The following is a 22,768-nucleotide window of genomic DNA, read 5'->3' as shown; positions in this document are numbered from 1 at the left end:
GGGAAACGATTCCCTGAGCTTATTAATTGGTTATAAATTTATACGAAGAAACTTTGAGACCTCATTGAATTAATTTTTATATAGCTTGATCACTTTATGATCTGTTTTAGAAGTAGGTTTTTAAACCTGCTTTCCCAAAGCTCAATCAAGTAATTCGAATTTTTATTAGAATGACTCTGGTAGAGATTCGCGGCAATCAAGAAGTTAGTTGCTTGGACGACTCAGATGATCAGGATCAGTCCAATGGGTAAGTTTAATATAATCCCTGCTTCCTATGTGAGATTAAAGCCTAAAAAACATATTGTCAATTGAGGAAATGGGTCAATATTTATTTTTTTGGGTAAATAACGGCATTCCAAATATCCGGTTTTCCAAACCCAGATTGATTAGAATTATCTCCTGCAGAAAGCTGTGCACTTAGGGATCCAGTTTTTATCGTCACCAGCAATTTGCAACATGGATCACCTAAGCAAGCGATAATATCATCTGTGAAATCGACTGGGCAAGAAGTAGCCGGTGTAGCCTTGCAACTACATTTAAAGGTTCCAGTCGTTTCACCATTTGCTTTTCCTTTTTGCGAACAGTCGCATTAAGGCCACCATTTGTATTGACTATTTCATAATCATCTGTTATTTTTACTTTTCCGTCTTTATAATACGTTCCTTTCGGCAATGCAGATCCATTTGATTGAGCAACACTGAGATAGTAACACAGAAAAAAGGTTTGAATTAATAATATCTTTTTCATAAATATATACTATTATTTTAATTACAAGGAAAACAAATTTTATGTTTGCAGAATTTTAAATTGCCGGAAGCATCGGTTCCACATATTATATCGACCACAGTGCATACCAGGTTGGAATACGGTTTCTGGGGAGAGCTCGAACTCTTACTTTTCTTTTTTCTGCTTGCCATAGTATTTACTTCGTTTATAAACGGCAAATTTTTTCCCTTTTCATCTAATGCCTTCCATGAAACTATTGTTCCATTATTGACTATAGCTACTAAGTTTATTTTACCTTCGGAAAGTGAACAAATTTCATTTTCTCCCTCAGTCAAATGCTTTGAATTCACCACATCTTCTAATGAATTTCCGCAATTCATTAGAAGACTTTGCGCACTCAGGAGTCCATATTGAAAAATAAATGCAAAGGCGATAGAGTACAATTTTAATTTTTTCATTTTCATTTTATTTAGATTTGATTAAAGATTTAGATTTAGTGGGTTCGCAAAATCGATTCTCAGGAATATAGTCTCAATTATTTTCCATTCCTGTAGTGCAATTTGTTAATCATTTTTGCTGTATTTATTTCTTACAATGGCATGAGACACATAACATTGGCTGTCGGTAATATTGATGCGAGTTTAAAGTGTTGATCTAGATTGGTTCGAATGCCAAAATTTAACTGGATAATGTTATTTAATTTGAGCTCTCCTCCGTAGCAAAAGGTTGTTTTTTCTAATTGCCTGATCTGCTTTGAATCTGAAGATCCAGGAAGCGAAGGATTTTTCCAAATGTCATGAACAAGTTCTGTATAAAAGTTAAACCGTGGATTACCGTATCGGATATTAGCACCAACCATTAAGTGGGTGTTTAATTGGTCGAAGTGAAGTAATTTTATCATTCCAGTTGCTTGAAATTTTCGACCAAGATCTTTTGATCCTATTAACCATAAACCTAATCCGTCATTTATCTTGAATGTGCTGTCAGTTTGAATGTCGTAGTTGTTGATTTTTCCGAACCCAAGATCTACAGCAGTCGCATTCCAATTTTCTTTATAGTATTGGTTTTTTATTTCATCATTATAATAAGCTTGATCTATCGAAATAGAATGAAGGCTATCCATCTCGTTTGATATATTTCTTTGTATACTTCTTTTCTCATTCATGTTTTTTGTTTTTAACAGTGAATTTTTTAATGCTTTAATTCGAAATTTGTGTTCAGATTTATAGTCTTCATAAGTTTCAATTGATTCTTCCAAGCTTGGTTCTAATAATGGATCATGATCGGTATATAGGTTTATTTTGCCTGCATAGGCGATAGTTCTTTGTGGCCCCCAGTTTACCGTCCCAATTGAGATTGAAACTTTACTTAGGGCCCTGTAAAAATTTGTAGCGCGTCTATATTCCCTTATGTGTCCATTATTATAATATAGTAGCCATAGAGGTTGAAGTTCGATAGCAAGATTTGGAGTTGATTTGTAGGATCTCAGCGTCCAGTCCACTTTTACAGAGCGACATGTTCCTGCCTGGAATACTTTGTTGGGTGCTACATCTATCAGGAGAAAAGCCGATGCTGGAGGAATACTCATAAAAGTACTTTTCGATATTTCATCTAGAGTATTATAGTCCTCTTGCTCTTGGGCAATTGTTATATAAATTGATAAAAGTAAAAGTGTAAGGCATAATACTAGTCTGAATTTCCATTTCATAATTGAGCTAATTTTAATTCAATTGATTTTGTTTAATCTATTGTGTCACATCATATTAATTCGTTCTAATTTTTATTGATGACTTTTGTTATCACCCCTGTCCCCATATTGTATTAAGGCTTCCATCTTGTTAGCAACCTTTAATTTTTTATATGTGCGATGTGCATACTGCCTGACTGCTGCTAATGAAATATTCATATCGGATGCAATGGCTTTATAAGACTGGCCATTCAATAATTTCACCAACACTTGTTTTTGAATTTCATTGAAGTGAATTTCGTTAGGCATGGAGCTTAAGACGATTGGGTGTGATTGGTTCATAGCTATTATTTATTAAGTAATTAGTAATGAATCAAATTTCTTTTATAGTATAAGCTTTCACAATACCCCATTGAGGTAAATTGCTTTTTAATGTTTGTTTCTGTATTATTTGGAAACGTAGGCTTTTGATAAAGGGTACAATTAACTATGATCCATCATGCACATTTAAAGCTTGTCCAAGATGTGTGCCCGAGACAGTTTAAAAAATTCTTACTAAGGGATTTGTATCTATGCCACCCCTTCAGAATCGATAGATAATTTGAAGTTCTATTATGAATATTAAATCCCTTCTGGAGTAATTGATGGCATCTAAAATATTAATGTGCGGGACAAAAAGCTAGCAGTGATATCAGTGGAGTTTATGAATAGCTGGCTAGCATTAAGGTGTTCGAGTTAATCCAAATTACCACTATGCGTTAAGACTAATCTTATTAAGAATGGTATAATGATTTATCCTTCCGGCTATTGTGCTGACTTTTAAATTAAAACTTTCAGATTTAAAAACTTATTACTGGTATGACAAGTTAGTATTAATCTATTCTTGGAAGGTCAAGGATTGCAAAATACCCATACATATCAATTTGATAACCTATTTTCAGATTAGCGCTGTATACAATAGAAAGATCTACTTCTATTCCTTTGAACATTTTTACGGTTTGTGTGGATTGGTGGATTACTTTATCTTCTCTAAGTATTCGCCAGCCACTTGTAATGCAACCTCCAAATTTTGACGAAGACATATTCCAAATAGCATTGGCAGACGCCATAATGGTCCACTGTATAGGAATAAAACCATACTCAGTACCTTCTGGCAGGATAGGCAGCAGTGATTTGGCCCTATTGATTACGGAATCCATCTTCATATTAAAATCGCGTATAGATACTTTTTGAATATTTAAAGTAGATGCTATGTAGAAATCTGATTTAAACCTGGCCACTCCAGATAGGCCAACATTAAAATTTTGAGCTTCAGGAGATTGAAAGCGAGTTTCTGGCAAGACCTTAAAGTGAGGACTTGAAACTCCTTGAACTTCGAATTGACTCATTATTATTAAATTTTAAGCAAATGATTTAAATAGTATTCCAAATATAGATGATTTAGGTCAAGCATAGACTTATCTGAGTATATTTTGTTGTACCGCTTTCATCACCGCTTCACTTCTACAGGCCACATGCAACTTTTTATAAATCCTTTTTACGTGAGTTCGTACGGTCTCGTAACTGATAAATGCTTTTCCTGCTATTGAATAGAAATCATCTCCATGAACCATCATGCCCAGGATTTCCTTTTCTCTATCACTTAACATATAGTCTTCAGTGTTTGGTTGGACCAGGATTACATTTTTTGATGTAAAAAAGCCAAGTACTTTTTTGGCTATGTTTGCGCTCATTGGAGCTCCGCCATTATAGATTTCATTGATGGCTTCCAGGTATTTATGCGGAGCATCGTTTTTGAGGATGTAGCCTGATGCCCCATTACACAAGGCATCAAATATCTTATCATTGTCTTCAAAGATAGTCTGAATCAGTATTTTAACTTCTGGATATTTGGCCTTGATCTTATGACTTAACACTATTCCATTGAGGCCCGGCATCTCGATATCCATCGGTATGACATCAGGTCTTGTAAGTTGTAGATTTATGTCCCAACCATCTCCATTTGGGAAAGCACCACTGCAAGTATACCCCACAGTTCCATTGAGTATGGCGGTGAGTGCCTCCCGCATCAGCATATTATCTTCAAATATGACTACCCTGATATCCATATGAATAGGTATTTAACTAAGATACACCATTAATTTGATCTTGTGACATATAGAATGATTTATTTATTGCGGAAATAATGGATGACTTTTAATTCTTCGGATCTGCCTTAAATGTCGGTCAACATGACCATAGTGTATCATGTAAATCTGGACCAGATTTTTATTATAAGTCGGAATCTTGCGGATGTACAATCTAAAGTTTAAATCAGAGGTCTCTATCTCCTTTATTAGTTCGTCGCATTTTGAATTGAACAATTTAAGCACGGCATCACCAGGGATAAATCCTGTGGGAATAGTATAATCAGGAGAGGTATGAGGTTTGTCCTCATAGATCCAATGGGTAGCGGTGGAATCATCCTCCAAAAGATTTTTTACATCGTCCATAATTATTCCATTCCAAATAGCTCCGCGAGTATCGCGCTGGGTGATTAGTTCCCACATATAGAGGTGCTCCATGACTTGTCCTATGGACCAGGATTTAGGGGTTTCTTTAAAGCTCCATTGCGAAGGGGTGAGGTATTGAGTTGCAGCATTTATTTCTGCTTTAGTCCTTACATACTCCTTCACCAGGTTGGTTCTATCATGTATGGTCCAGGAAGTATCTTGAGCTGAGGTCAGATGATAGAAGCCTAATACAATTAAACTTACGAGATACCAATTCTTCATTTTTAAGCATTTAAATAGTACGTACAAAGTAAATAAAAGGCCTTTCAGCACCCAATACCTCAATGGGGTAATTAAGTTTGATCTTATACAGGTAGCGTTAAGAGGATTTCAGTCCCCTGATTTTTAATGGATTTGATGGAAACTTGGGCATGCACATCAGCAGCTCTTTTTTCAATATTTCTTAATCCGTTACCTTGACCGCTGGTTGCAACATCAAATCCAATACCATTGTCCCACAAAAGAAACAGGATGGAATCTTTATCAGTTGTTATCTTTAGATCTATGGTAGTAGCCTCACTATATTTTAGAGCATTGTTGATAGCTTCTTTTAAGATCAAATAGAGGTTTCTTCTTTTGTGTTCTGGGATATGGTATTCGTCCAGGTCTAAGGTTGATTTGAAAGAATATTTAACCTCTTTTGCCTTGCACAGTTTGACTGCATAGTCGTTGATTTTATCTAATAAATTTGATAAATGATCTTGATCAGGATTGATTAACCAAACTATCTCATTGAGCTTATTTACCATTTCACTTGATGATTCCCGTATTATGTCTAAAGATTTCTTCAAAGAGGTATCTTTAGCATCAAATTGGGATTGAGCTAAATGAGTATACATACTGATACCACTTAGATTGGCTCCAAGATCGTCATGAAGCTCCCGACTCAACCTCAAGCGTTCATTCAACAAAGATGCTTTGATTTCGTTTTGTTTTTTGTTTCGGTATAGGATAAAGACACTAAAAAATCCTAAAATGGATGTAATTAATATACTCCACCACCTTAGCTGTCGTTTAAAGTTTGATTTAATAAAAATAAGATCCTGCTGCCTGATCTTCTCTGCAAAGTCAATGTTTTGAAATTCCTGATCTTGCCTGGATCTATTGAGCAATTCGTTGGTCTTAATGATTAATGCCTGGTACTTAACTATGCTGTCTTTAATCCCTTTCTCTTTAAAGTATTCATTGTAGGAAGTATAGCACCTCAGTAATAGATCAGGACTATTTAATTTAATAGCTTCTACGAATGCTTGATGGAGGTAGTCTAATCTTGACATTTCTGAGTTTTCGTGTTTTAGATTGGACAATAATAGACTGGATGCAACTACCCCCCTAAGATAATTTTCTTTATAGCTATGGTGAATAGCTATTTTAATCATTTTAATCCCCAGAGAAACACTGTCTTTAGCGATAAATTCTCTGCCTAAATTCAAATAGATACTGCCCAGATAGCGGTTATAATTGTTGTCCTGAGCTAGTTTAAGCGATAACTTGCCTGCTATTAAAGCGGAGTCCTTCTGTTTATTTCCTAAAAAGATCCTCCCTAAAGTAATATAGGTAATACATTGAATGATTTTATTATTAGTTCGAGTAGAAAGATCCAATGCTTGCCTGAATGAATAAATGGCTTGATTATAATTGGCATAATTGCCATAAAGAATTCCCAGATACTGTAATATCCTGGCTTTTTTATCCATTTTCTGAAATTCAATGGTTTGTGTTCTGTCAGTAAATTCATCCGGTGCTTGATATTGTGCTCCTAATACTGAAAAATTGTTAGATAAATTATCTATCACAGAGATAGCGTCTAAAAACATTTTGAGTGCTCTGGAGTAATTATTTTTATTTAAGTACGAGTAGCCCATCTTTGCCAATGAATGGGCCTCCTCAAGAGGGAGTTGTAGCTTTTGGGAAATGTTCAATGATTTTTCAGCAAAATATAAACTGCTGTCGGGATTTATTTCCGTAAAAATTTCAGTCAATAAGTGATAGTGAGTTAAGTTTAGAGTGTCATTGTTAATAGGAGGTCTGTAGGATGTGTCCTGGCCTATGCAAACCATGGATTGAAGTATCAAAATGATTTTGACAGCTTGTCGCCAAAGGCCGTCTGATTTATTTTTTATAAGAGATAGAGTAGTCAATATTTTTACCTAGATATTAGAGCAGCAGTGTTAAGAGAATTTCAGTCCCCTGATTTTTAATGGATTTGATGGAAACTTGGGCATGCACATCAGCAGCTCTTTTTTCAATATTTCTTAATCCGTTACCTTGACCGCTGGTTGCAACATCAAATCCAATACCATTGTCCCACAAAAGAAACAGGATGGAATCTTTATCAGTTGTTATCTTTAGATCTATGGTAGTAGCCTCACTATATTTTAGAGCATTGTTGATAGCTTCTTTTAAGATAAGGTAAATTTGTCTTTTTGCTTTAGGAGGTACGAAAGTATTACCACTAATCTCCATCGAAGAACTAAAATAAATATTTTTAGCAGCAGCCATTGGGATGGCATATCCTTCCAGATGCTCCAGGAGCATTGCCATCGTATCTTGTGATGGTTTGACACCCCAAATCAGATCTTTAACCTGAGTGTTTATTTCATTGGTAGAATGCTGAAGTATCTTCAAAGAGTCATTGGCTTGTCTTATTTTTCCTTGATTTAATTGTTCATGTACTAAATGTAAATACATTGAAATACCACTTAGCGTGCTTCCGACCTCATCGTGTAATTCACTTGAAAACTGAAGCCTGGCTCTTTCTTCAATTAATTGGCCTTTAATTTTTTCAACAGCCAGCTCTTTTTCCTGGTAGTGCCATTTCTTGAGTATGGCTGCCAGGTAGAAGATCATATCGCCCAAAATGCCCAACCTTATAAATAATAAAGGATACCCATCTGTAAATAGGTGATGGTATCCATAGTTACGAAGCACGATCATTAAGACGGTGGTACAAGTGCCTACGATGGTACATATCAAACCGCTTGATATTAAAGCCGAAAACAGACTGTTGTTTTTGCGAATTACGTGGATAACCCAAAAAGCCGGTAAAACAGCTATTAATTTAACTGAGTAAAAAATAAATTGCTTGTCAATTTTTGCCAGGGTAAGTAAAATGAATAACACACTAAAGCCAGCGATCAACCAAAGGATCGATACAAATAATTTGTTGATAGACTGGTCCGCGCTTATATCCTGATAAAATGATTTAAGGAATAAGATGTAACAAAGATTCTCAAGAATAACCAATGGTGTGTTGATGAAGTCGTACCATGCAGAGTTCCATACAACATCTTCCGATATTCCAAAAAAGGTATAGGGTGCATTGACAAAAAAGTATACAGCAGCAAAAAATAGAAATAGCGCGTAGAAAAGGGTATCTCTTCTTTTAGTCATTACATATATAAAACCAAAAGTGATGATCTGAAATACAAGTATACCTTGAAAGAATAAATAAAAGACTTCTATAAATTGGTTTTGCACTAAAAGAAATATTTAATAGCAATACAAATATAGAAATGTATGCCGGCTTTGGTCAAACCGGAAGAAGTCTATATCTAAAAAGAGAGTATGAAGGGCGGTAATTTAAAAACGCTACAACCTAATTTTTACTCTTAGCCACCTTGATATTGCTGGTCCTGATCATATCCTGTACGATCTGTGCACACTCTTCGAGGTATATATCTTTGCGGATACTTCTAAACCATTCTTCTTGTCGTTCCTGGAGTACTGATTCGGAAGTATTGGACTTGTCTATAGCGGAGAAGTCTGCAGAAGGAGTAGGCACCAATTTTGTAGTACGATTATTGAGAAGGGTAAATTTTTCTGATTCGTTTTCACGTATTTTTTCCTCCTTCATCAACTTGTCTAGATTGAGCGAGGCAATAGTCATATCACCGCGATTTTTCAGTCGTAATGCATTTTCATCCAGAAGTTTGAAGATGGTGCTGGTATCTGTCCTGGCAGCACTCGCAGCTCTCAACTGATCAATATTGTCGACTACATATACATTTTGACTGTAGTTGAGCTTGGATATTTCTGTCCACTCCATAGCATGTTTGCTTTCTTTTTCTCCTACTTCAAGGTATTTAAAGTTATCGGCAAGTACGATATCTGGCACGACCCCTCTGAGTTGGGTAGATCCACCGTTGATTCTATAAAATTTTTGCACACTAACTTTGATCTCACCAAGTGGTTTGTACTGATCGACCCCACTGACCATTTTGTCCAGAGGGAAAAATCGTTGTACAGTGCCCTTGCCATAAGTACTGGGAGATCCCACAATGACAGCTCGTTTATAATCCTGCAGCGCTGCAGCAAGAATCTCCGAAGCCGATGCACTGTAAGCATTGGTCATAATCAGAAGGGGACCATCGTAATTGACCGAATTGTCCCGGTCATTCATCACATAGGGATTGCCAGACTTGGATTTTACTTGTACGACAGGTCCTGTCTCAATAAACTGGCCAGCCATGTCTACCACCTCTGTCAGGGAGCCACCACCATTGTATCTTAAATCAATGATAATGCCTTTTACTCCTGCTTTTTGCAGCTTAGAGGTTTCTTTGGCGATATCCCGGGCGCAACTTTTCCCATTATTATCTTCAAAGTCCGCGTAAAAACTAGGCAACAAAATATAGCCAATTTTGTCGGTGGTACCTGGTATCTCTATGATAGAAGATTTGGCATAGCCTTCTTCTAAGATCACTTCATCTCGTATCAGGTGGATCGCTTTGGTATTGCCATCTTTTTTCTTGACATTGATGGTCACCCCGGTACCTTTCTTGCCCCTGATATAGGTGATCACTTCATCCACACGCATGCCTACTACTTCTTTGGCCTGCCCCCCATCTTGGGTGACGCTTAATAAAAGGTCATCTACCTCCAATTCTTTATTCCTGGCAGCAGGTCCCCCAAGGATGATATTGCTGACTTTGACATATTCTTTATCCTGCATCAGCCGGGCCCCAATGCCTTCATATTTGCCAGACATCTGCATATTGAAGTCTTCTTTGTCCTTCGGCGAAAAATAATTGGAGTGAGGATCAAAATATCCGGTGATAGCGTTGAGATAAGCTTCAAACCAAACACCACTTTCAGAGTTTTTTAACCTGAAAAAATAGTCGTCATATACTTCTTTGACTTTGGCCTGAACTTCTTTTTCCAGATCGGCAGTGCTCTTTTTGGCTTTATCGGTTGATTTCAACTGTTCTTCCAGGCGGTCGGCCAATCTTGACTCTATCTCATATTCGATGAGTGTATTCCAGTAGGTTTTGAGCGCAGCATCTGATTTGGCATAAGCCAGCTTGTCAGGATCCAGCTCAATGGTTTTATCGGACTTAAAATCATAGGTCCTGGCCATCGCATCCTTGTAATAACCCTCTGCCTTCAACACTGATGCTTTGATCAGTTTGACCATGAGGTAATGAAAGTCCAGGTTGCGGGCTTTGACATCTTCATCGAGCCTGGTCTCATACACTTTAAGCTGATCTATATCGTTTTGAGTAAAAAACCTTTTAGAGCCATCTACAGCATCGAGATATTCATCATATACCGCTTTAGAAAACTGATCGTCAATCGACTGGGGCCTGAAGTGGGCCTGATCCAATACCTGCATCACGGTATGCAGGATCACCGCTTCTTTTGTACCATCTGTAGCCGGAGGCTGTTTTTTAGTGATGGTGAAAACATACATTAAGGACACTACTCCGAAAGCAAACAATGAACCTCTCATAAACCATTTAATTATTGTATTCATCTTAATAAACCAAAATATTCAACAAAAGTTATCTTAAAGGGGATTAAGATTTTTAATTTGAAGAAATAAATATACCAGAAATCAGGCACTCGTCCGTACAATGGTAAATATTAACTTTCTTCTAACTAATTTGGGTAATACATAGGAACGGGTGAAGGCGCGCAAAGGCGCAAAGGCGCGAAGATAATTTGGTCAATACATAGGAACAGGTGAAGGCGCGCAAAGGGCAAAGGCGCAAAGGCGCGAAGATAATTTGGGTAATAAATAGGAACAGGTGAAGGCGCGCAAAGGCGCAAAGGCGCGAAGATAATTTGGTACATACATAGGAACAGGTGAAGGCGCGCAATGGCGCGAAGATAATTTGGGTAATACATAGGAACAGGTGAAGGCGCGTAATGGCGCGAAGATAATTTGGGTAATATATAGGAACAGGTGAAGGCGCGCAAAGGCGCAAAGGCGCGAAGATAATTTGGGTAATACATAGGAACAGGTGAAGGCGCGCAAAGGCGCAAAGGCGCGAAGATAATTTGGTAAATACATAGGAATAGGTGAAGGCGCGCAAAGGCGCAAAGGCGCGAAGATAATTTTGGTAATACATAGGAATAGGTGAAGGGGCGCAAAGGCGCGAAGGCGCGAAGATAATTTTGGTAATACATAGGAATAGGTGAAGGCGCGCAAAGGCGCGAAGTATAATTGGGCTATACCTTGGCGGATACGATGGCGAGCAAAGGTTCAAAGGGATGAAGGAATAAACTAAAAAACTCAATACATCGGTACATACACGATACATTTTCCTTCAAAATAAGGATCGTTTATTTTCTTTTCTATCATAAATATTTCGTGCGGTTTTTTTCTGACTGCAACCCCTTCGTCTTTCAATGGATGCCCTTTGTAGGCGATCAATCCATTGGGTCGGGCATTGATGTTTTTACTTTTGATCCGAGGGCGTGCTAATCGAATGAGGTCTGCCAGGTTGGTGACTGCCCTGGCGGCGACGAAATCGTAGGTCGATGTGACATCTTCGATGCGAATGTGCTCCGCAGTCACATTGGCCAGTTGCAGATGGGTGATAGCTTCTTTGACCACTTTGATTTTTTTGCCGGTACCATCTATCAAGTGAAATTTAACTTCGGGAAATACGATGGCCAGAGGTATACCTGGAAATCCGCCACCAGTGCCGAGGTCCAGGATGTCTGTGTCCGGCTTAAAAGTCATAAATTTAATAAGGGATAGACTGTGGATCACATGGTGTAGCATAAAATGCTCCATGTCCTTGCGGGAAATAAGATTTATTTTTTCATTCCATTCCTGATAAAAGGGAAGCAGGCTGCGCAGTTGCGTTAATTGATGCTCTGATAAATTGGGGAAATTAATTTTAAGGTCCAAAGTCATAAGTAATAGCTCTTCATATAAAAGTCAAGAAGGTGCGTTGATAAAATCTTTTAGTGCGCCCAGTCTTCTAGTTTAATCCCCTTTATTATTTTAAAATGACTGGTATTGTTTGAAACCATCACTAGATTGTGAGTTATTGCTGTGGTCCCAATCAATAAATCAAAGTCGTCAATCCGAGTACCTGCTTTTTGTAATCTAACTTTTTCTTTAGCGTATAAATCTAAAGCATGAAAAATGGGTAGGATTTTAACACCAGTCAAAAACAGGTCAAGCACTTTTCTGTTTTTTTCAGTGTGCTCACTATTCTCAACACCATATTTTAGTTCAGCAAGCGTAATTTCAGAAATAAATAAATTGCCTGGAGTAATGTTTCCAAACCTTTCGTCTAGATTATATTTGCCTTTCATGTAAAAAATGGCAATATTGGTGTCGAGCAGGTATTTTTTCAAAATTGATCAACTAGCCTATTAGTCATCCTGCTTGATCTGATTTCGGTAATTATCTCTTCGGCCGATTTTTTCGATTCAAAAGCACCAAATGATTTTTGAAACAATGATTTTTCACTCTTTAAATCGGATTTGATTGAATCAGACAGCTTAGCAATTAAATCTAACTTCATGCTTGAACTAAGGCTATCAAGTAATTCTGCATAACCTTTAACGATTGAATTATCGGCTTCAAAGTCTTTCATAAAAAAATCAAAGATAAGGGATTAAAAAATTTATATAACTAATTTAGTGAATAAGTATTGATAATCAAAATATTATGAAATGGTTTTCACATTTGCTCATATACTTTCAACCAGGCATTGGCCATTAATTTTGCGCCAGCCAGGGATGGATGTACACCATCAGGGCACCAATAAGCGGCACCTCCTTTGGGCAATACTTTATCAAACTCACTTTGAAAGGGCACAAAACTGGTCTTGAACTCAGTGGCTAATTTTTTGCAGGAAACTCTATATCCCGGGAAGACAGTCTTCCATTTTTCATCTCCGACAGCAGTCCCGCCATCTACCACAAACGGTTCACAAAGAATGATCCTGGTCATAGGTAAGGCATCTTTGGTCCTTTTCAATAGAGCCCTCAGATCATTTTCAAACACTTCCACAGTACCATTATAACCTCCGGTGAGTGTATGCCAAAAATCATTGACTCCGATCAGAATGCTGAGTACATCCGGTTTGAGATTCAAAGCGTCGTCATCCCACCTTCCAGCCAATTGAAATACTTTATGGCCTGAAATCCCCCGATTGTATATTCGAATGTGTTTTTCTGGATATTTTTCAAGCAGCGAAGCTGCAGCCATGTGCACATAGCCTGTGCCCATACCCGAAGCATTGTTTGCATAATATTGGGCTTTATCACGACCAGCATCCGTGATCGAATCTCCCTGGAAAAGGATGGTGATCTTGCCATCATCGATACTATGCGTGAAGGAAGCAAATGGAGCTGCCATGGAACCTAGCAGGCTTGTTTTGAGAAAAGTACGTTTATCCATAAGGTTGATAGATTAAAATTTAAAAAATTGAAGATAGGGTTTAGTTATTATTTATTCCACCAAATAGCCACATCAGCCAGTAATAACTAATTGAAACCTACCCCAAAAATTGAATTAAGGCTATCTCTAATAACCTAGTTTTGTTCAGAAATTGGTTGTTATAAAATTAGACGAGGCGAGTTGAAGGCGCATAGCGGGGCTTCTCTGTAACTGAAAATCAACGAAGTATAATTTTATAAGAACCTATTAGGTAATTTTATTAAAATTGCCGTTCGGGCAAAAGGAGGTTGTTAGAGATAGCCTTAAATCATAATGTGACTTCAAATCTCCCTCAAAATACGATGTCACCTTTCCATACATGCGTATTGGCTTGTGAGCCGCCGAAGACATAGATCCTGTCTTTCCACCGGGTGAATGCAAACCGGTCGGTCCAAAAAGGGCAAGTACCGAAATCTGACCATTTGCTGTTTTTGATATCCAGTTTTTCCATAGTGGAGAATGCACCTGGTGTTTTTCCTCCAAAAGTGACTATAAAATCACCTATGGACACCCCTCCCATATTGCCCCTGGGCCTGGGCATCTGAGGTTTGAATCCGAATTCCCGTTTGGCGTGGTTGATATAAAAAGTGCCGACTTTGGGGTCAAATCCATTGCCACCGACTAAATAAATTTCATCCCCTTTAGAGATAGCCACATGATCAAATCTACCAGTCGTCAGCTTGTTTTGAATTTTCCAGGATTTGGCGGCATCATCAAAAAATAATAGCTCCTGGCAGTTGATAAAACTATGAGTATTGTCCCCACAGATACCACAAGAAGCATATAGTTTATCCTCATTGACCGTTAGTGAAAACCTGGCCCTGGGAGCTGGAAGCGAGGGCAATTCTTTCCACACAAAATCTACGAGGTCATAATAATCTACCCGGCGCATGATGTGGGCAGAGTCATCTATGCCTCCGGCGACGACCACTTTATCGCCCCATAAGGTCATAGCAGCTTCGCTTCGAGGACCGGGCAGACCAGCAAGGTCAGTCCAGATATAAGTAGCGGGATTGTATTTCATAAATCTGCCTTCTAACCCTGCCAGCACATAGATCTCATCTTTATAGGTGATGGCACTGCCATTGAGAATAGGGTGTTTGGCAGGTACATCTTTGGACCAATTGATGGCTTTTGGTTCTTTTTCAGTGACCGGGTTGGCACCAGGATTTGATTTGCAATAAAGGAAGCAGGTGCAGAGGAAAGTTAAATAAACCAAATTTTTTGACATAAGCCGCAAAGGTAGGAATATCACACCATTTTGATATTATTATTTTATTTAATATGTTTTTATAAATCATTCCTTTAATTTTGACCCCATGTCCTCTTTGATTCAGATCGAAGGTATCGTACTCAAAACAAATAAATATGGTGAGACCAGCATCATATCCCAGATACTGACCCGTGACCATGGGTTGCAGTCTTTTATCATGGGCGGAGTCAATGGTAATCACGGCAAAGCTGGTATGTTTCAGATCATGAATCAATTAGACATAGTAACTTATTTTAATGAACACAAATCTATCCATAGGATTAAAGAAGCCCGGTATGCCAAAATCTACCAGACTTTGCCTTTTGAGATGCAACGCACGGCCGTAGGAGTATTCATGCTGGAGCTATTGAGGAAATGTATCCAGGACAATGATTTTGACCAGGAGATGTATGATTGGGTGGTGACCTGCCTGGACCACACTGATGATCCGCCAATGAAAGTCACCTGGATTCCTCTATACTTTTTATTGGGTCTGACCAGGTATTTGGGTATCTATCCGCTGAAGCCTCATGTGCTCGTTGGGCAATATTTTGACCTGCGTGAAGGTAGGTTTATTGACCATGAGCCTTATCATCGCGATGCGCTCAATGCAGCTTGCACCAGATTGCTCAGTATACTGATGGAGCATCATGATGCCGGCGTCTGGACTGCACCTTTGGAGAGTAGCAAACAAGACAGAAAGGATCTTTTGTATGGTTTGTTGGACTATTATAAGTTTCATCTGGGCCACTTTAACGGATTAGAATCTCCGCATATCCTGGAAGAAATATTGACAGCATAAATACTAAACTCGTTCAATTTTACTTTTTACAGAGTACATGATATTTAAATCGACAGCTTTTATTCCAAGATTGATAGCCTCGAGTTATAAAGGGCTAGGCACTGTTGAGAAGATTTTTAGGGTGGGGTCCCTGATCCTGATCCTGGCTTTATTTTTTATTTTTATTTTCACTGGCATGGTCAGGTTGGGTGTGTTTGGATCTCTGCCGTCTATCGCAGAAATCAAGAGCATCAAAAACCCGGTATCTTCAGTACTATTGGATGACAATGGCAAATCTTTTGGAAAATATTTTATTGAAAACCGGACCAATGTCAATTACAACTCTATATCGCCTCATATCATCCAGGCGCTGATCGCGACGGAAGACCAAAGATTCTACCAACATCATGGCATCGATATTCGTAGTTGGGCCAGGGTGCTCTTCAAGTCAATACTCCTTTCGGACCAATCTTCAGGTGGAGGAAGTACGATCAGTCAACAGTTGGCCAAAAACCTCTATCCCCGAAAAGATTATTGGATATGTACTACTCCGATCAATAAAATTACAGAGATGATGATCGCTCTTCGGTTAGAGCGAACCTATAATAAGGAAGAAATACTCACCTGGTATCTCAATACAGTGCCTTTTGGCAATAGCATCTTTGGTATCGATGTAGCTTGTAAACAATTGTTCAATTCGGACCCGGAGGATATCAATATTGAAGAGGCGGCAGTACTCGTAGGTATGCTCAAAGCTACAGGAGTGTACAGTCCTCTCAGAAATGAAGAGAAGGCCACTGAAAGAAGAAATATTGTTTTGGGTCAAATGGTCAAAAGTGAGTTTATTTCTACAGCAGCTTACGACTCCCTCATCAAGCTGCCTATCAGGTTGCAATACAAAAAAGAAGGACATACGGTAGGCCTCGGCACTTATATACGCGAACAAATCAGACTTGATCTCAATCGCTTGCTCAAAGATTACCAGACACCTCAAGGTCAGCCATATAACTTGTACACGGACGGACTGAAAATATATACGACACTGGATGCACAAATGCAGCGACTGGCTGAAGACGCTGTGCATGAACGAATGACTAAACTACAGACCGATTTTGACAGGCATTGGAAGAAAAAGATCCCTGGGAGCAAGCTTCCTTTGTCTCAGATCTCATCCCGAAAACAGAAAGATATATCGGTATGAAAAAAGAAGGTAGTACAGAGGTGGAGATAGAGTCCGCTTTTAAACAAAAAAGGCCGATGACCATTTTTACCCATGCCGGAGAAAAAGACACTTTGATGACACCCCTGGATTCTTTAAAATATTATATCAAAATACTCAATGCAGGTTTTGTAGCGATGGAACAAAGTAGTGGAAAAATCAAAGCCTGGGTAGGAGGTGTAGATTATGCCCACTTCAAATATGATCATGTCCGATCAAAGCGCCAGGTAGGTTCCACTTTTAAGCCGATCGTGATGGCTGCTGCGCTCGAAGAAGGGTATACTCCCTGTGATTATTTTTCCAATGACCATATCGTCTATAGTCAATATGATAATTGGGAGCCACAGAATTCGGACAATACTTATGGTGGCTTGTACTCTATGGAAGGCACCCTGGTGCACTCCGTCAATTGCGCCGCAGTAGACGCTATCATCCAATTAGGGTCCAAGCCTGTGATCGACATGGCCAAAAGGCTAGGCATACAATCTTCACTTCCTTCAGTACCTTCTTTGGCCCTTGGCACAGCGGATATTTCTTTGATGGAAATGGTACAGGCTTTTAGCGTATTTCCCAATAAGGGTATGAAAAACAAGCCGTACTACCTCCGCAAGATTGAGAACAATAAGGGGGAAGTCATCGTGGATTTTGAAAAAGACCTGCCTCCGGCAGAGAATATACTTTCCGAAGTCAATGCGCAACTTATGACGCAGATGCTTAAATCAGTGGCCGAATCCGGCACTGCCAGAAGCCTCAAAAGTGCATATTCTATTGGATCAGAAGTGGGTGCAAAAACAGGTACCACTCAAAATCAAAGCGACGGCTGGCTGATAGGTTTCACTCCAAAACTATCTTTTGGTGCCTGGGTAGGAGGAGAGATGCCTACGATACGATTTAGATCACTGGATCTGGGTCAAGGCTCTTATATGGCACTGCCGATCTGCGGCAGTTTTTTACAAAAAATGAATGCCAATAAAAGTTTGAAAAAATTTCAGGGAGGAAGTTTTCCCGCATTGTCTGATGAGGCGATGAGCATGCTGGGCTGTCCTTATTATATTGAAGAAGAATACGACGAGACACTTGTCGCTGATAATCTGGCTCCGGCTGACAGTATGATGACGGTGCCGGTCTCCCGCCATCGGGTGGATACTATCAATAATATTAAAAATCGCAAACGGGAGCGAAGGAAAGATGGGGGCGGTATTGGGGGCTTTTTAGAAAGACTATTTAAGAAAAAAGAAAAGCCTGTCGATGCAGAGGATCATCGTTGATGGGCCTGAAACCCCTACTGACCATTGTGTTCAAACCAATCGTACCGGGCCGTATTTACGGTGTGGGTTCCATTGGAGGTGGCATACATTCCGTACATACATCCTACAAAACCACCAGCGGTTTCTGTGCTTAAAAAAGTTCGATCCATATCTGATCTCAGCAATAGCCATTCACCTTTTTTGACAGAATAATAAAAATTGTATCCCTGGTCATTGACTTCTATTTTAAAGATGATGGCACTATTTTTTTTTTCGTAAAGGGATAGAGGTAAGGAGTGTAGGACCGTCGGCTTTTCGATCATTGCCCGGGCCTTTATACAGTTGTACTACAGGCCTGGCATTGTCCGCTGACTTGCACATAAAATAATAATGATTCTCATTCTGGAATACGATCAGTCCAGCTTGTTCATTAGCAGCAAGTGTTTGAAATTGCATGCGGGTCGTAACATACCCGGATAAGTGATTCTGTCGATCGGCTACCATGGCAATAGGGTTTTTTCCACTACAGGTATTTGAATCGAGCTCTAAAGTCAATTTGCTTTTTTTTACCCGGTAAAACTTTTTGGTTGGAGTTCGTAGAAAGGTATATCGTTTGTTGAGTTCAGTACCGTCAAAGTGGTCAAAAAATAATTGATTGGTGGCAAACTCGTTGATCCTGGAGGTAAAATTAGGACCGTCTATTTTGGGCCACGGGTATTGAGACTGGATTGTTTTAAAACCAGGATTGATGATTGGCCATCCATCTATCCATTGAACCGGGGTCATAAAAGTTTCTCGACCTGTATTGTAATGCCCATCATCGTAGGGCCTGCAACCGAGGAATACGGCATACCATTCACCGGCAGCAGTTTCCACCAATTGTGCATGACCGGTAGAAGTGACCGGATCTTTTCTCGCCGGATCCAGATCCCGCTGTGTTAGGATAGGGTTGTTTGGATAAGATAGATAAGGTCCCGTGAGTGATTTTGATCTGAAAACCACCTCGCTGTGATTATACCCGGTTCCACCCTCAGCACAATAGAGATAATACCAACCATCTTTTTTAAGCACATGGGGTGCTTCTATCCATACTGGTTGCTTACTGAGGTCTGTTCCGCCATTGATCAAAATTATCTCTTGCTCTTTAGTCTTAAGGCTATCCTTGTCGAGCGGGTACATTCTGATAGTCCTATGACCATTATATAGCGAGACATTGTCCGGAGGAATACTATTGTACAAAATATAAGCCTGATCATCTTCAAAATACAATGATGGATCTATGCCATTGACCTGAGGCAGGTAGGTGGGATTGCTCCAGGGTCCTTTGGGATCTTTGGCTGTAATAATAAAATTGCCGCCTTTGTCCACTAAGGTACAAGTGATATAATATAGACCATCATGGTAGGAAATTGCTGGGGCAAATAATCCTCTTGAGACGCCGGCTCCGGTGAGATCCAACTGCTCTTTGCGATCCATGGCATATCCAATCTGATGCCAGCTCACCAGGTCCTTGCTATGGAATATGGGTAGCCCGGGAAAATAGGCAAAGGAAGAAGTCACCAGGTAATAGTCTTCGGCTACCCGGATGATACTCGGGTCAGGATAAAACCCTGATAGAATCGGGTTGGTATAAGTACCCTGGGCCTGTAAAGAATTAGTGCCAATAATAGCAGAAAAAATCCTAGCAGGGTAAATAAAACTATTTTTCGGTGAATCATATACATTGAATTCATAAGCTTAGTTTAAGTATTGTCCGGGCAAATAGACAAGTTATAAATCACCTTGATCACATTCACTGGACAGATTTAATTTTGCTTAAAACTTCCATTTATTGTCAAAAATTGTAATAAATGAAATGATTTTTAATTTCAGCTGAAGATACTCCCGATTTATTGATTTTGTATTTATCTAATCAGGGTCACGGATCCTGATTTTTGAATTATCCGCCCTGAAGATATTGCCTGACCTGTAATAAGATATACGTATACACCATCACTGAGGTCCTTTCTGTGCAGCTGTCCATCCCAACGGAAATTCGGATCATTTGATTCAAATACTACCTGGCCTATCCTGTTAAATATTGATATTTTATTAAAAGCCACTCCTGTTGAATGCATTGAAAAATCATCGTTATAACCATCATTATTGGGAGTAAATATATTAGGTAAAAAGAGTGAATAACTACAATTTGAATCTTTGATATTGATGTTATACTCAGACCTCACACAATTGGTCCGGTCAAAAACGAGTTTATAAAAGCCTTCTTTTTCTATCAATCTGCTGCTGTTGTTTATGACCCCATCCCATAACCAGGAAGTAGTGTCTATCAGAGTTTGGTTTTGAACTATATCGGTTCCGTCTAATACAAATGGAAATGATTTATCACAAACGGGGTATTGCACTTCAATTGTTGAAGGGTCTTCCACAGCTGTCAGTGAAACTTCATCCATAAAATAATAGGAGATATCACCATCAAGACAATTGTGATGAGCTTCCGGGTAAGTGAAATCTCCAAAAGTCAGATACTTCTCTCCACCGACAGCGGTGTAACAAAACTCAGAATATTGCCATTTTTCGTCTGGATAATCTACCATGCCATGTAAAGAAGGAGGAATAGCAAATCTAACCCGGTGGATTTACATCGATTTTGTCGAATAATCGAGGTATAGAAGCTGAGATGGTATCGCCTGCCTTTTATCAGGGTGGAGGATAGCTGGACTGTGATATATTCTCTAAAAGCATTGCTGGTCATGATACCCACATATGCTGAACCTTTATAAGCTGCTTTATGTCCAAAATAATTCTGAGGGACTCCGACTTCTGGACTGGCAGCACAAGCATGATAAAAATTGGGAGTGCCTGTCGTAGGTGTAAACCAGTCTTTGATCACTCCATTAAACTCACTCAAATGTGAAGGGCAGCTGATATGATCTTCAAAGCCAGGATTAGGTATCAGATTGCCTTGCGCTCTTGCCGATAAGGCTAGCAAAACCAACCACCAACCATGGAAATACCTACTCACAGGTTAAAAGTAGACTTTTTGACTGAGTTTAAGGCCCTTAGGTCTCTCTAAATCAATGATTAATCACTAAATACCGACCCCTTGGTCGGATTTTTTCTTCAGTCAGTCGTGTAGATTTTACAGTACTAGGTTACGCATAGATCTTTGCTATATAATTAAATTAAAAAATGAAAACTTTCAAATTGGTATTTCTGATCATCGTGTTAACTGGTACTACCTGGTTGATGGTCCTGGGAGCCAAAGTAAATGCAACACATCCAATCGATACAGCTTCGATAGAGACTATTTCAAACCCTCCTGTTTCAACTAATGCAGTCTTCAAATCTGAATAATTAGATCTATTTTCGCGGCTTTCCTTATATGAAAACCCGGAAAGCAGCCATTGGATTTATATTCTTTACCATCCTGATAGATGTCATCGGATTTGGCATCATCATCCCGGTGATACCTCGTCTGATCACCAGTATGACCGGCGGAACGATCTCCGATGCAAGTAAGTATGGCGGCATGCTGATGTTTTCCTTTGCGATCATGCAGTTTGTTTTTTCACCTATCCTGGGTGCTTTAAGTGATCAATATGGGCGCAGAAAAATCCTGTTGATATCGTTGTTTGGGTTTGGTCTGGACTATTTATTGGCAGCCTGGGCTCCGACCATTGCCTGGCTTTTTGTTGGGAGATTATTGGCCGGTGTGATGGGAGCCAGTTTTACCACTGCCAGTGCTTACATCGCAGATGTGAGTACAGACGAAAACCGATCCCAAAATTTTGGAATGTTGGGAGCCGCCTTTGGTCTCGGATTCATCATAGGGCCTACATTGGGAGGCATCCTTGGGCAGATAGGGCCCAGGGTACCGTTTTTAGTATCAGCAGGTCTCACTTTTATCAATTGGATGTATGGTTATTTTATTCTGCCCGAATCATTGGACGAAGAGCATCGTAGACCTTTTGACTGGAAGCGGGCGAACCCGGTTGGCAGCCTCCTGCAATTAAAAAAATATCCGACAGTCTTTGGATTAGTGGGTTCATTGATCTTAATTTACCTGGCGGCACACTCTGTCCAGAGCACCTGGACATTTTTTAATATGCACACTTTTGGCTGGAATGAACAGACAGTAGGATATTCATTGGGTTTTGTCGGTATCCTGGTAGCCTTAGTACAAGCTGTACTGATACGCTATACGATCCCAAAACTAGGGCAGAAAAAAAGTCTATACCTGGGATTTGCTTTTTATGCTTTAGGACTGCTGTTGTTTGCTTTTGCTACCAAAGGATGGATGATGTTTTTATTTTCTATCCCTTATTGCCTGGGTGGGATAGCGGGCCCTGCATTGCAAGGCATCATCACCGGCCAGATACCCCGTAATGCCCAGGGTGAACTCCAGGGAGCTTTGACCAGTCTCATGAGTGTGACGACCATCATCGGCCCTCCGTTGATGACCGGTATTTTTTATTATTTCACCAGAGATACAGCACCGATCCATTTGCCGGGATCTGCATTTTTGCTTGGATCGATCTTTATTGTATTGAGCACTTTGATGGCTTATAGGACGCTGGGGAAACCTTGACTCCAAAGTACAATGTCGAGTAAAACTCCT

The 22,768-nt window shown here is 39.4% G+C and carries 22 protein-coding genes and 1 pseudogene; 5 read left to right on the top strand and 18 right to left on the bottom strand.

All coding sequences use genetic code 11. From position 1 onward, the window contains the following. Positions 1-465: 465 nt before the first annotated feature. The 15 genes from IPJ09_12860 to IPJ09_12790 all read right to left on the bottom strand — a co-directional run bounded on the left by IPJ09_12860 (position 466) and on the right by IPJ09_12790 (position 14,882). Positions 466-747 (bottom strand): hypothetical protein, encoded by a 282-nt coding sequence (locus IPJ09_12860; GenBank protein ID MBK7372307.1) that lies wholly within the window; start codon positions 745-747, stop codon positions 466-468. Positions 748-764: 17 nt separating this feature from the next. Then, positions 765-1,184, bottom strand: coding sequence for a hypothetical protein (locus IPJ09_12855; protein MBK7372306.1), 420 nt, complete (start codon positions 1,182-1,184; stop codon positions 765-767). A 131-nt stretch (positions 1,185-1,315) separates the two neighbouring features. After that, positions 1,316-2,434 carry a hypothetical protein gene (locus IPJ09_12850; protein MBK7372305.1) on the bottom strand — a complete coding sequence of 373 codons (1,119 nt, stop codon included), beginning with the start codon at positions 2,432-2,434 and terminating at the stop codon, positions 1,316-1,318. A gap of 72 nt (positions 2,435-2,506) precedes the next feature. After that, positions 2,507-2,755: a helix-turn-helix transcriptional regulator gene (locus IPJ09_12845; GenBank protein ID MBK7372304.1), complete on the bottom strand. Its 249-nt coding sequence runs from the start codon at positions 2,753-2,755 to the stop codon at positions 2,507-2,509. Between the two features lie 530 nt (positions 2,756-3,285). Next, positions 3,286-3,801 (bottom strand): hypothetical protein, encoded by a 516-nt coding sequence (locus IPJ09_12840; protein ID MBK7372303.1) that lies wholly within the window; start codon positions 3,799-3,801, stop codon positions 3,286-3,288. 69 nt (positions 3,802-3,870) lie between these two features. Next, a complete protein-coding gene (locus IPJ09_12835) occupies positions 3,871-4,521 on the bottom strand; it encodes a response regulator transcription factor (protein ID MBK7372302.1) in 651 nt (216 codons plus the stop codon). Between the two features lie 63 nt (positions 4,522-4,584). After that, the gene (locus tag IPJ09_12830) at positions 4,585-5,187 is read right to left on the bottom strand and encodes a DinB family protein (protein MBK7372301.1); all 603 of its coding nucleotides are present in this window, start codon (positions 5,185-5,187) and stop codon (positions 4,585-4,587) included. A gap of 83 nt (positions 5,188-5,270) precedes the next feature. Further along, positions 5,271-6,830: a hypothetical protein gene (locus IPJ09_12825; protein ID MBK7372300.1), complete on the bottom strand. Its 1,560-nt coding sequence runs from the start codon at positions 6,828-6,830 to the stop codon at positions 5,271-5,273. Positions 6,831-7,122: 292 nt separating this feature from the next. Then, positions 7,123-8,445: a hypothetical protein gene (locus tag IPJ09_12820; protein ID MBK7372299.1), complete on the bottom strand. Its 1,323-nt coding sequence runs from the start codon at positions 8,443-8,445 to the stop codon at positions 7,123-7,125. Between the two features lie 118 nt (positions 8,446-8,563). Beyond that, on the bottom strand, positions 8,564-10,720 hold the full coding sequence (locus tag IPJ09_12815) for a carboxy terminal-processing peptidase (protein MBK7372298.1): 2,157 nt from the start codon (positions 10,718-10,720) through the stop codon (positions 8,564-8,566). 762 nt (positions 10,721-11,482) lie between these two features. Further along, complete coding sequence (gene rsmG / locus IPJ09_12810) at positions 11,483-12,112, bottom strand: 16S rRNA (guanine(527)-N(7))-methyltransferase RsmG (GenBank protein MBK7372297.1); 630 nt, start codon at positions 12,110-12,112, stop codon at positions 11,483-11,485. 50 nt (positions 12,113-12,162) lie between these two features. Continuing rightward, on the bottom strand, positions 12,163-12,561 hold the full coding sequence (locus tag IPJ09_12805; protein ID MBK7372296.1) for a type II toxin-antitoxin system VapC family toxin: 399 nt from the start codon (positions 12,559-12,561) through the stop codon (positions 12,163-12,165). Further along, positions 12,558-12,803 carry a hypothetical protein gene (locus IPJ09_12800; protein MBK7372295.1) on the bottom strand — a complete coding sequence of 82 codons (246 nt, stop codon included), beginning with the start codon at positions 12,801-12,803 and terminating at the stop codon, positions 12,558-12,560. Before IPJ09_12800 ends, IPJ09_12805 begins: the two co-directional genes overlap by 4 nt. Positions 12,804-12,889: 86 nt before the next feature. Continuing rightward, complete coding sequence (locus IPJ09_12795) at positions 12,890-13,612, bottom strand: SGNH/GDSL hydrolase family protein (protein MBK7372294.1); 723 nt, start codon at positions 13,610-13,612, stop codon at positions 12,890-12,892. A 331-nt stretch (positions 13,613-13,943) separates the two neighbouring features. Continuing rightward, positions 13,944-14,882 (bottom strand): hypothetical protein, encoded by a 939-nt coding sequence (locus IPJ09_12790; protein ID MBK7372293.1) that lies wholly within the window; start codon positions 14,880-14,882, stop codon positions 13,944-13,946. 88 nt (positions 14,883-14,970) lie between these two features. Between IPJ09_12790 and recO the strand changes: the two genes are divergently transcribed. The 3 genes from recO to IPJ09_12775 are packed head-to-tail and all read left to right on the top strand — an operon-like array spanning position 14,971 to position 18,171. Further along, entirely contained in the window at positions 14,971-15,705 is a 735-nt protein-coding gene (gene recO, locus IPJ09_12785) for a DNA repair protein RecO (protein MBK7372292.1), read from the top strand. A 37-nt stretch (positions 15,706-15,742) separates the two neighbouring features. Then, complete coding sequence (locus IPJ09_12780) at positions 15,743-16,885, top strand: penicillin-binding protein (GenBank protein MBK7372291.1); 1,143 nt, start codon at positions 15,743-15,745, stop codon at positions 16,883-16,885. Beyond that, positions 16,807-18,171, top strand: coding sequence for a hypothetical protein (locus IPJ09_12775; GenBank protein ID MBK7372290.1), 1,365 nt, complete (start codon positions 16,807-16,809; stop codon positions 18,169-18,171). Before IPJ09_12780 ends, IPJ09_12775 begins: the two co-directional genes overlap by 79 nt. A gap of 14 nt (positions 18,172-18,185) precedes the next feature. On the opposite strand, the pseudogene IPJ09_12770 reads toward IPJ09_12775, so the two are convergent. The 3 genes and pseudogenes from IPJ09_12770 to IPJ09_12760 form a co-directional block, all read right to left on the bottom strand. Beyond that, positions 18,186-19,830, bottom strand: a pseudogene (locus IPJ09_12770) (glycoside hydrolase family 43 protein). 224 nt (positions 19,831-20,054) lie between these two features. Next, on the bottom strand, positions 20,055-20,744 hold the full coding sequence (locus IPJ09_12765; GenBank protein MBK7372289.1) for a gliding motility-associated C-terminal domain-containing protein: 690 nt from the start codon (positions 20,742-20,744) through the stop codon (positions 20,055-20,057). Then, on the bottom strand, positions 20,738-21,172 hold the full coding sequence (locus IPJ09_12760; protein MBK7372288.1) for a hypothetical protein: 435 nt from the start codon (positions 21,170-21,172) through the stop codon (positions 20,738-20,740). The genes IPJ09_12765 and IPJ09_12760 overlap by 7 nt, the downstream gene beginning before the upstream one ends. Positions 21,173-21,339: 167 nt before the next feature. Between IPJ09_12760 and IPJ09_12755 the strand changes: the two genes are divergently transcribed. Together IPJ09_12755 and IPJ09_12750 are read left to right on the top strand one after the other, a co-directional pair. Continuing rightward, positions 21,340-21,504 carry a hypothetical protein gene (locus IPJ09_12755; protein ID MBK7372287.1) on the top strand — a complete coding sequence of 55 codons (165 nt, stop codon included), beginning with the start codon at positions 21,340-21,342 and terminating at the stop codon, positions 21,502-21,504. Between the two features lie 28 nt (positions 21,505-21,532). Beyond that, the gene (locus tag IPJ09_12750; protein MBK7372286.1) at positions 21,533-22,738 is read left to right on the top strand and encodes a TCR/Tet family MFS transporter; all 1,206 of its coding nucleotides are present in this window, start codon (positions 21,533-21,535) and stop codon (positions 22,736-22,738) included. Positions 22,739-22,768 lie beyond the last annotated feature (30 nt).

Source organism: Saprospiraceae bacterium, from assembly GCA_016709995.1.
Lineage (GTDB): Bacteria > Bacteroidota > Bacteroidia > Chitinophagales > Saprospiraceae > JADJLQ01.
The sequence above is the reverse complement of the archived record's forward strand: the minus strand, read 5'-3'. Positions and strand labels throughout refer to the sequence as shown.

Excerpts from the sequence above, each read along its gene's own strand:
- IPJ09_12860 (MBK7372307.1), bottom strand. The coding sequence starts at position 747 with ATGAAAAAGATATTATTAATTCAAACCTTTTTTCTGTGTTACTATCTC.
- IPJ09_12855 (MBK7372306.1), bottom strand. The coding sequence starts at position 1,184 with ATGAAAAAATTAAAATTGTACTCTATCGCCTTTGCATTTATTTTTCAA.
- IPJ09_12850 (MBK7372305.1), bottom strand. The coding sequence starts at position 2,434 with ATGAAATGGAAATTCAGACTAGTATTATGCCTTACACTTTTACTTTTA.
- IPJ09_12845 (MBK7372304.1), bottom strand. The coding sequence starts at position 2,755 with ATGAACCAATCACACCCAATCGTCTTAAGCTCCATGCCTAACGAAATT.
- IPJ09_12840 (MBK7372303.1), bottom strand. The coding sequence starts at position 3,801 with ATGAGTCAATTCGAAGTTCAAGGAGTTTCAAGTCCTCACTTTAAGGTC.
- IPJ09_12835 (MBK7372302.1), bottom strand. The coding sequence starts at position 4,521 with ATGGATATCAGGGTAGTCATATTTGAAGATAATATGCTGATGCGGGAG.
- IPJ09_12830 (MBK7372301.1), bottom strand. The coding sequence starts at position 5,187 with ATGAAGAATTGGTATCTCGTAAGTTTAATTGTATTAGGCTTCTATCAT.
- IPJ09_12825 (MBK7372300.1), bottom strand. The coding sequence starts at position 6,830 with ATGGGCTACTCGTACTTAAATAAAAATAATTACTCCAGAGCACTCAAA.
- IPJ09_12815 (MBK7372298.1), bottom strand. The coding sequence starts at position 10,720 with ATGAATACAATAATTAAATGGTTTATGAGAGGTTCATTGTTTGCTTTC.
- rsmG (MBK7372297.1), bottom strand. The coding sequence starts at position 12,112 with ATGACTTTGGACCTTAAAATTAATTTCCCCAATTTATCAGAGCATCAA.
- IPJ09_12800 (MBK7372295.1), bottom strand. The coding sequence starts at position 12,803 with ATGAAAGACTTTGAAGCCGATAATTCAATCGTTAAAGGTTATGCAGAA.
- IPJ09_12795 (MBK7372294.1), bottom strand. The coding sequence starts at position 13,612 with ATGGATAAACGTACTTTTCTCAAAACAAGCCTGCTAGGTTCCATGGCA.
- IPJ09_12790 (MBK7372293.1), bottom strand. The coding sequence starts at position 14,882 with ATGTCAAAAAATTTGGTTTATTTAACTTTCCTCTGCACCTGCTTCCTT.
- recO (MBK7372292.1), top strand. The coding sequence starts at position 14,971 with ATGTCCTCTTTGATTCAGATCGAAGGTATCGTACTCAAAACAAATAAA.
- IPJ09_12780 (MBK7372291.1), top strand. The coding sequence starts at position 15,743 with ATGATATTTAAATCGACAGCTTTTATTCCAAGATTGATAGCCTCGAGT.
- IPJ09_12765 (MBK7372289.1), bottom strand. The coding sequence starts at position 20,744 with ATGGTAGATTATCCAGACGAAAAATGGCAATATTCTGAGTTTTGTTAC.
- IPJ09_12755 (MBK7372287.1), top strand. The coding sequence starts at position 21,340 with ATGAAAACTTTCAAATTGGTATTTCTGATCATCGTGTTAACTGGTACT.
- IPJ09_12750 (MBK7372286.1), top strand. The coding sequence starts at position 21,533 with ATGAAAACCCGGAAAGCAGCCATTGGATTTATATTCTTTACCATCCTG.